Here is a 7,591-nt window from a genome sequence, read left to right on the forward strand (position 1 = left end):
CCCAGCTGCCCCGGGGCTATGAATCGAGACCACCCCCCCCAGCCACGCCGGGGGCACCCGCCGCCGGCGGCGCGTGGCACACGCCTGAGCACGTCTACTGTCCGACGCTCATGGCCCAGCGGACCGGGCTCGGCGCCTGCACGCTGACGGATGCAGACTCCCGGTCCTGCTTGAGGTCGATCTGGTTGTAGGTGGTGCTGACTTCGCCCTCGACACACCGGAGAGGGAAGGACAGGCCGGAAGGGGCGAACGTGACGGTCACAGTCCCCTTGCCCTGACACCTGTGCGTCCGGACCGTGCATGAGTTCCTCGCCGACGGGCGACCCGTGCAGTTGTCGACGAGCTGGGAGCCGTACGACCTCACGGGCGGGACCCTCGTGATCCTTCCCGAGGGCGGGCCCCACGCCGGAGCTGGCGTTGTGAACCGGATGGCCGAGATCGGCATCACGGTCAGCCACGCCGTAGAGCAGCCCGAGCCGCGGCAGGCCACCGCCGAGGAAGCCTCACTCCTCGGCATCCAGAAGGCCGCCCTCGTCACGCACATCCGGCGGACGTACTACAGCGACGAAGGGCGTCCCGTAGAGACGGCGGACATCGTCGTGCCCGCCGCCCTGTGCGAGATCGTCTATGAGATCCCGATCAAGCAGTAGCTCGCCTCAGCTCCGCAGGTCTGGCCAACCGTCCTTGTTCGAGTAGCTCTCGAAGCAGTACCGGGTGGAGCGGTCCCACTCCTCGCCGGTGGCCAGCTCGTACGCCTTGTCCGGCACGTACAACAGCCACTCGCCGTCGCGCTCGCTTGAGGTGTACGGGGCGAACTTGTCGACGTCGAAGAAGACGCTCTCCCACACGGCCTGTCCTGCGGCCACCACAGCGCAACGCGTGTACAGGAACACGTCGGACGACTGAGGGAACGGCCTACCGTCTCGGGTCGTCAGGTCGACCACGGGAAGTGTGCCGAACTTCTCTTGATCCAGGCGGTAGAGGGCCTCGGCATGGCGTTCCGCGAAGCCGATGATGTCGGGGACGGAGCGGCGGCTCAGCTCTTCGGCAAGGCGCTGGCAGCTCTCTTCGGTGGCTTCGCCGTTAAGGGTGGCTATCAGCACCCAGAAGTCGGCCCATGTCATTCTCACGAGCGCAGGATGTCAGGGCGGTCTGACATCAACGGTTGACATCAACGTGGACGGATCGCGTCGGTCGTCCCCGGCTGTCCGCAGCAGTCGTCAGCAGCCGAACAACCCCAGCAAGACCCACCCGATCGAACTCCTAAAGCGGGTGTCGCAGGTTCGAATCCTGCCGGGGGCACAAGGGAAAAGGGCACCTCCATCACGACGCGAGGAGCCACCCCGGCAGCGCTGAGCAGGGTGGCGCAGCCGTGCCGGGCGTCGTGGAGCCGGATGACGCGGAGGCCGGCGGAGGCGGCGACGCGGGTGAACTGGCTAGCCCTCCGCGACGATGCGGCGTGCCGCCTCCGCCTTCTCGTGGTGGGCCGTGCGCAGCTTCTCCAGGGCCTCGGCGTTCTTTTCGATGTCCGCCTTCTGGATCCTGGACTCGGCCTGGAACCAGATGTCGAGAAGCCCTGTCTCCTCCTTGCACCGCAGGTCCGCGGCCGCGGTGTCCTTCTCCTTCGCGGAGACCGTCTTGCCCTGGAATTCGGAGCTGTTCATCGGGTCCATCGGGGACGCGTATCGGAAGCTGGAATTCCGCATACATGCGGACCATTTCCGGAATCCTTCCCTCACCGATGGGTCGGTGAGGGATTCCCTATAGCTTTCGGTGGCGATACGGCTCGCGACCGCCGCCCCGGCCGGTTCGTCGTACTCCTTGGAGAGCTTTCCGACCGACTGACCGAAACATCCGTCCGACGGAACCTCTTTCCCCTTGTACATGACCTTTTCCCCGCCGCCCCGTACCGCGCTCCGCTTTCCGTAGAGCACCGGGAAGGCATCCTTCGGGAGTGCGGGCCGCTCGGTCGGCAGTGCGTCGTGGTTCGGGTGGTAGCCGAAGCGCGCCGCCTCGCTCGCGCTCGACAGCCCGTAGCGGCGGTCGGCGGGCTCGGGTGCGTCCGCGCCCGGCTTCGGAGGCTCGTACGTGATCCCGTACGTGCGCATGCAGCGTCGCGTCAGCACCTGCTGGGCGGACTCGATCGCGGCGTTCTCGGCGTCGGTGTAGCTGTACCGGGCGATGGGCAGCCGGTCGCTGTACGTGACCTGCCGTGCGGCCGCCGGGCCGCCGGACGCGGCAGGGTTCTCGGCGGACCCGGCCGGGCCGCCGCCCTCGCTCTGACCGCTCCCGGGGGAGCAGCCGAGCAGGGCAGCGGCCAGGGCCAGGCAGGCTGGTGCCAGGCGTCGCATGCGGATCAGAACTTGTAGCAGTTGCCGTTGTAACGGCCGTAACCGAAGGACGCGTTCTCGTTGTACGTGTTCACGAGGCGGTCGTTCGGGCCGGTGTTGGTGGTGCCGTAGGGCGGGATGGAGTCGCAGGCGCCCGAGAGGTTGCTGTTGAAGTAGACGTTCAGGTCGTAGTCGCTGAGGTTCGACGCGGAGGCGGCGTTGTTCTTGACGTACTGGCCCTTGCCGGCGCCGTCACGCAGGAACTTGTAGCCGTCCAGGGTGTAGTGGTCAAAGCCCACGAACGCGGTGAACGAACCGGAGAGACCGCTGTTGTAGTAGAAGTGCATGCAGTACGGGTTGTAGTTGTCGCAGTAGGGCGCCGCGGAGGCGTGCGACTGCGGGGCCGTTCCGAGCACGAGGCCCGCCGTGGCAGCGGCGGTGAGGCCAAGGGAGGCTATCTTGCGGCGCGTACGCATGGAAATCCCCTGTGTAGGTCAGACACTGATGGTGCGGCGCGCGACTCCTCGCCGCGTGAGCCGCATGAGCATAACAACTGGCTTGATCTAAAGGGCCACTGATTTATTCAGCGTGCAACTTCCTTACGGAATAGGGTCATCCGCTTTCACGGCAGACGCCGCCCCGCAGATCCAGCTCGGCGCGGACGGTCTTCCCGGCCGGTACGCCGTCCAGGACCGTCCACCGGTCGGCCAGCGTCTCCACAAGCAGCAAGGCCCGACCGGCGGCGGCTTCGGGGGGCGGTGCGGAGAGCGCGCCGGGTGCGGGTGGGCGGCGGTCGGTGCGCGTGTCCGTGACCTCGATGCGGAGCGTGGCTGCGGCGAGCGTGGGAGCCTCAGTTCGAAGTCCCTGCCCGGTACGCGGCCGTGGGTGACGGCGTTCGCGGCGAGTTCGGCCACGAGGAGGGCGGCGGTGCCGGACGCGTCCGAGTCGTACGGGATGCCCCAGCGGTGCAGCTGGTCGAGCGTGAGGTGGCGGGCGAGGCGGGCGCCGCGCGGGGTGGAGCTGAACCGTTGCGTGAGCACACGTACGGTGACCAGGGGAGGGCTGGTGGGGGGATGGCGCCATATCCCCAATGTGGCTCGATAACTCCGGAGCCGTGTGTGTTCGGGGCCCTTCTGTCGTTTGGTGCTCACCACCGCTAGCCGAAGGCTGCTGCCGGCAACCTTGGACCTTCATCGCCTTCGCGAGTGCTGAAGTCCGGATCCATCAGGCGATGGCCGCGGCTTGTTGCTACGCGGAGCGTGTCCTTGGGGGCATCCGTCAGGAGCCGAAGTTCCTCCGGTTCGGTCTCGTCATCGCTGAGGGCTTCCAGTGCCTGCGCCACGAGGTCGGCCGCCAGGTCGAGTTGGACCCGCTGCCGTGCCGCTGGTGCCAGAAGCTGATCGAGCAGCCCAGGTGGTGGCGCCCGAAGCGGCACTGCGCCCGGTCGCACCGCGTGAAGTCCCGCCTGGCGGAGGCCCTGGCATGCATGCTGGAACTCCTGTAGCCACAGGTCAGGTAGCGTCGCGCTGCTCGGGGTGGGCGCGAGGGGGAAAAGTGGAGCGAATCACCGAGAGCAGATCGCGCAGCTGGCCCGTTTTGTGTCAGCGCGCATCCCAGACGCGGCCTCACTGCGAGGTGAAGCCCGCCGTACGGCCATGGCCCTACGTATGGCCGCCGATAAGCAGATCGCGGCGGTGCGGTTTCATCGTGCCTCTCCGCCGGCACAGGCGGTGGAGACCGAGCTGCATGCGACCGCCTCGTGGAACCTTCTGGTTGCGTTCGCTGAGATCTGGAGCGACCACCCGGAGTTCCCCGCCGACGCTGCCATGGAGACATTCGAGTTCGACTGCCAGTTGCCGCTCTCCCCTCTCGATGCCACGCACGCGGCGGACGCGCTGGGATAGGCGCAGAGGGTGCACATGCCGAGCGACGGAGGATGCGGCATCCGGCGTCATGGCGGCAGTTCGGGCGGAGACGGCGGGCCGCCTTCGCTCTCGCCGGCGCGGCGCGGCTGGTTCCGCGACAAGCCAGTGCCCTGCGCAGCGGCTAGCTGTTGGGGTGGTAGCGGCAGGACGAGTCGTCGCAGGAGGTGGGTACCTCCCACCGGCTGCTGATGCGGTGCAGGAGGCCCTGATCCGCAGGCCGGGCCGGGAGGTTGCACAAGATTTCGGTGGGGGAGTAGATCGGGCGCGCGTCGTCCTCGATGTGCTCGGGGTCGGTGTAGTGGAATTCCTCCCGGCGTTCCCAGGGCAGGGTGATGTGCGGCCGGTGGTCGAGGGGGTTGTCGTCGGCGAAGGAGGGGTGGAACCGCCACTGGGTGCCGAAGGCGCGGTTGTGGACCTCACCGAGGTACCAGGCCGCAACCGCGACCAGGGGCGCGTCCATCACCTTGCGGGCCTGAGCGGGGCTGTCGAACGCGTCCCGGACGAGCGCTTCGAGCCGAGGGAGAGAATCCACGGTGAAGTCCCACGGCCCGCGGCCGGCGTGTTCCTTCGCCCAGGCGGGGAATCCGGTGCGCTGCTGTTCCAGCCACTTCTCCAGCACCGGGTTGTGGGCGCTGACGTGGTCTCGGGTCTTCTCTTCGCGCAGGTACTCGGCGTACTCGTCCTCGTCCATGTCGCGCGGATCGGTCCACTCCATGCCCCGAGACTAGGCGAACCATGTGTGCGCGGTGTAAAGATCCCGCACGGCACGTGAGTTGTCGGTGTGCCGTCAGTAATTGGGGTGCGGGCAGGGAGAGTTGAGCCCCTAGGGTGGGTTGCTCCCGCAGCGGCGCCGAACTGACCACGGGGGCCCGTGGCGCCACGCGAGGAAATCTGACCGACCTGGGGCCTCCAGGGGGTTTTCGTGACCCGACACATACGTTCCCGACGCCGCTGGTGGGCGCGGGCAGCGATCGCGCTGTCCTGCGCCGGCGCCGTCTCGCTGACCGGCCTGCCCGGCTGGGACCAGGCCGAGGCGAAGCCGAAGCCGCCGCTGAAGCAGGGCAAGCGGTGCGACGAGGAGTACAAGGACTTCTACGACTTCTCCGACGTCGCGGAAGGCGGCCTCCCGGCCGACGGGTACATCCGGCCGGACGCGGACCGCGACGAGTACGACTACGTCAACGGGCAGAAGCAATGGGACGGCCTGCGCGCGCCGACCGCTGATGAGCTCAAGGAGATCAGCGACAACCCTGACGACTACAAGAAGGGCGACGAGCGGCGGGTCTGGGCCTACTACAAGAAGGCGCAGAAGACGGCCCAGTGGAAGGGGGTGCCCTTCGAGACGTACCGGGACGACTTCTACATCCCCAAGGGCGGCAACGACCCCCGCGGCAAGGCGTACATGGCCAAGCTCGTCTACGACTTCGGCCTGGTGGGTCCGGACTGGATCTGCGAGAAGGAGTTCGAGGTCATCGACCCGGACACCAAGGAGCGCTACGTACGGCGTGCGGACGCCTACAACCAGCGCACCGGGGAGATCGTCGAGGGCAAGTCGAACGACAAGCCCGACCCCACGCAGCGCCCCAAGGACAAGGCGCTGCTGAAGGACCCGAACCACAAGGACAAGAAGATCTCCTACGCGTACGGGCGGGAGACGAAGGGCGGCGCGAAGAACCACGACGCCGATCTGCGGAAGATCGCCCCGGACCGGGTCAAGAAGATCTCGTACAAGGCGGACGCGGTCGAGAAGGCCCCGGGCGGTACGTCGAGCAGCCCGACGCGTCGTGTCGATCCGTACATGAACGCCAAGCCCGGCACCAGCACCGGTTCCCGGGGCGGCGGCAACGACATGATCCAGAAGTCGCCGGAGAACCCGAAGCAGCTCGCCGACCGGCTGCAGCGCATCGGCCGGATCCCTGGCGTCTCCCAGATGCCCACTCCGGGCGGCATCGACTTCTCCACCCTGGAACTCCAGTACGTCGGCACGCCCGTGAAGGGCAAGGGCCTGGACTACTCCTTCGGCGCGAAGGAGGACCCCGACAACGACACGGTCGGCTGGGGCGGCAGGGCGAAGGCGCAGATGGCGTCGGACGCGTTCTTCACGTGGCTGGCTCTGACGCCGGACAAGTTCTGGGTGAACCTCAACCCGGACACCCCCGGCACGATCATGGACGACAAGTTCGCGTCCACGGACGCCGGCCGGGTGCTGCTGGAGGCCGACCTCCGGCTCAAGCACGACTTCTTCAAGGCGATGGACCCCAAGACGGCCCTGGGCAAGAACACCTGGGACAGCCTGTCCAAGGTCAACGGCTGGCCGTGCCTGACGTCGACGCGGAACTGGATCGAGCCGAAGACGGCGAAGGTCCGCGAGCAGGACGGCGGGATCTACATCCTCGACGCGCCGCTCAAGCTCCAGTCGGAGTACGCCGACGTCAACACCCCCGGCCCCGGCGAGGGCAAGCCCTGCCAGGACTCGCTGACCAAGGCCGAGATCGAGCACAACGAGCGGGTGTTCCGCTCCACGATCGTGCCCGAGGTCGAGAAGTGGATCAACGAGGCCCCGCAGTACGCCGACCTGCGGCGCGTCTACAAGTCCCGGGTGGCGGCCGAGTTCGTCCGTCAGCAGGACGCCCAGCGCCCGACGGACTACCGCACCATCATCAACAGCAACAACGTGGCGCAGTGGCCGATCCGCGCCCCGCACCAGGACTGGAAGAAGACCGACGTCTTCGACAAGTACGTCAAGGTCTTCAAGGAGGGTGAGTTCAAGTACGAGCTCACCAAGGGCCAAGAGGTCTGGGTCATCAGCGTCGGCGGCGTGGACCTGTCCAAGCAGCCCAAGCGGAACGTCACCCAGGCCGAGTTCCGGCTCCAGAACCGCCACCTGCCGCGCCAGACCCAGACGTCGGTGAAGGCCCTCACGGACGACACCGAGCGGGAGCGGCTGCTCCTCCTCGGCGGCAACAGCGCCGGCCAGAAGGACGACGACGGAGGCACCCCGCCGTCGCCGGACCCGACCGACCCGCCGAACCCGACCGACCCGCCGACGACCCCGGCCCCCACCACCCCGGGCCCCGGTGACGGTACGACGGCCCCGCCGGCGAACAAGCCGGACCCCGACGGCGATCTCGCCGACACCGGCTCCGACACCCCCATCGGCCTGATCACCGGCATCGCCGCGGCGATCGTCGCCCTCGGCGGTGGCCTGATGTGGTGGATGCGCCGACGCAAGACCCTCGACGGGTAGCCTGAACAGGCAGTACACGCCTCTTGCAGAAGGGGCGCCCCCCCCCCCCCGAGGCGGGGGGGAGCCCGGAGCCGGGGCCCCGGGGGCGG

At 67.9% G+C, this 7,591-nt stretch carries 8 protein-coding genes and 3 pseudogenes; 4 read left to right on the forward strand and 7 right to left on the reverse strand.

Translation table 11 applies throughout. From position 1 onward, the window contains the following. Positions 1–94: 94 nt before the first annotated feature. On the reverse strand, positions 95–262 hold the full coding sequence (locus tag ACFVZW_RS20530) for a hypothetical protein (RefSeq protein ID WP_384523211.1): 168 nt from the start codon (positions 260–262) through the stop codon (positions 95–97). A gap of 19 nt (positions 263–281) precedes the next feature. On the opposite strand from ACFVZW_RS20530, the pseudogene ACFVZW_RS20535 reads away from it, so the two are divergent. Then, positions 282–650, forward strand: a pseudogene (locus tag ACFVZW_RS20535) (UTRA domain-containing protein); the annotation flags it as partial. A 6-nt stretch (positions 651–656) separates the two neighbouring features. Here the strand turns inward: ACFVZW_RS20535 and ACFVZW_RS20540 are convergent. The 5 genes and pseudogenes from ACFVZW_RS20540 to ACFVZW_RS20560 form a co-directional block, all read right to left on the reverse strand. Continuing rightward, positions 657–1,124 carry a DUF4240 domain-containing protein gene (locus ACFVZW_RS20540; protein WP_384523286.1) on the reverse strand — a complete coding sequence of 156 codons (468 nt, stop codon included), beginning with the start codon at positions 1,122–1,124 and terminating at the stop codon, positions 657–659. Between the two features lie 191 nt (positions 1,125–1,315). After that, a pseudogene (locus ACFVZW_RS20545) lies at positions 1,316–1,435 on the reverse strand (site-specific integrase); the annotation flags it as partial. A 1-nt stretch (position 1,436) separates the two neighbouring features. Then, positions 1,437–2,351: a hypothetical protein gene (locus ACFVZW_RS20550; RefSeq protein WP_384523213.1), complete on the reverse strand. Its 915-nt coding sequence runs from the start codon at positions 2,349–2,351 to the stop codon at positions 1,437–1,439. 5 nt (positions 2,352–2,356) lie between these two features. Next, positions 2,357–2,806: a hypothetical protein gene (locus tag ACFVZW_RS20555; protein WP_384523215.1), complete on the reverse strand. Its 450-nt coding sequence runs from the start codon at positions 2,804–2,806 to the stop codon at positions 2,357–2,359. A gap of 136 nt (positions 2,807–2,942) precedes the next feature. Next, positions 2,943–3,370: pseudogene (locus ACFVZW_RS20560) on the reverse strand (ATP-binding protein). 191 nt (positions 3,371–3,561) lie between these two features. Here ACFVZW_RS20560 and ACFVZW_RS20565 point away from each other — a divergent pair. Next, positions 3,562–3,834, forward strand: a complete 273-nt coding sequence (locus ACFVZW_RS20565; RefSeq protein ID WP_384523217.1) for a hypothetical protein — start codon at positions 3,562–3,564, stop codon at positions 3,832–3,834. 163 nt (positions 3,835–3,997) lie between these two features. Then, complete coding sequence (locus ACFVZW_RS20570; RefSeq protein ID WP_384523219.1) at positions 3,998–4,234, forward strand: hypothetical protein; 237 nt, start codon at positions 3,998–4,000, stop codon at positions 4,232–4,234. A gap of 142 nt (positions 4,235–4,376) precedes the next feature. Here the strand turns inward: ACFVZW_RS20570 and ACFVZW_RS20575 are convergent, their stop codons facing one another. Beyond that, complete coding sequence (locus ACFVZW_RS20575; protein ID WP_384523221.1) at positions 4,377–4,970, reverse strand: hypothetical protein; 594 nt, start codon at positions 4,968–4,970, stop codon at positions 4,377–4,379. A 207-nt stretch (positions 4,971–5,177) separates the two neighbouring features. On the opposite strand from ACFVZW_RS20575, the gene ACFVZW_RS20580 reads away from it, so the two are divergent. After that, positions 5,178–7,502 carry a hypothetical protein gene (locus ACFVZW_RS20580; protein WP_384523223.1) on the forward strand — a complete coding sequence of 775 codons (2,325 nt, stop codon included), beginning with the start codon at positions 5,178–5,180 and terminating at the stop codon, positions 7,500–7,502. Positions 7,503–7,591 lie beyond the last annotated feature (89 nt).

Source organism: Streptomyces sp. NPDC059567, assembly GCF_042735655.1.
Taxonomy (GTDB): domain Bacteria; phylum Actinomycetota; class Actinomycetes; order Streptomycetales; family Streptomycetaceae; genus Streptomyces.

Excerpts from the sequence above, each read along its gene's own strand:
- ACFVZW_RS20540 (WP_384523286.1), bottom strand. The coding sequence starts at position 1,124 with ATGACATGGGCCGACTTCTGGGTGCTGATAGCCACCCTTAACGGCGAA.
- ACFVZW_RS20550 (WP_384523213.1), bottom strand. The coding sequence starts at position 2,351 with ATGCGACGCCTGGCACCAGCCTGCCTGGCCCTGGCCGCTGCCCTGCTC.
- ACFVZW_RS20555 (WP_384523215.1), bottom strand. The coding sequence starts at position 2,806 with ATGCGTACGCGCCGCAAGATAGCCTCCCTTGGCCTCACCGCCGCTGCC.
- ACFVZW_RS20565 (WP_384523217.1), top strand. The coding sequence starts at position 3,562 with ATGGCCGCGGCTTGTTGCTACGCGGAGCGTGTCCTTGGGGGCATCCGT.
- ACFVZW_RS20570 (WP_384523219.1), top strand. The coding sequence starts at position 3,998 with ATGGCCGCCGATAAGCAGATCGCGGCGGTGCGGTTTCATCGTGCCTCT.
- ACFVZW_RS20575 (WP_384523221.1), bottom strand. The coding sequence starts at position 4,970 with ATGGAGTGGACCGATCCGCGCGACATGGACGAGGACGAGTACGCCGAG.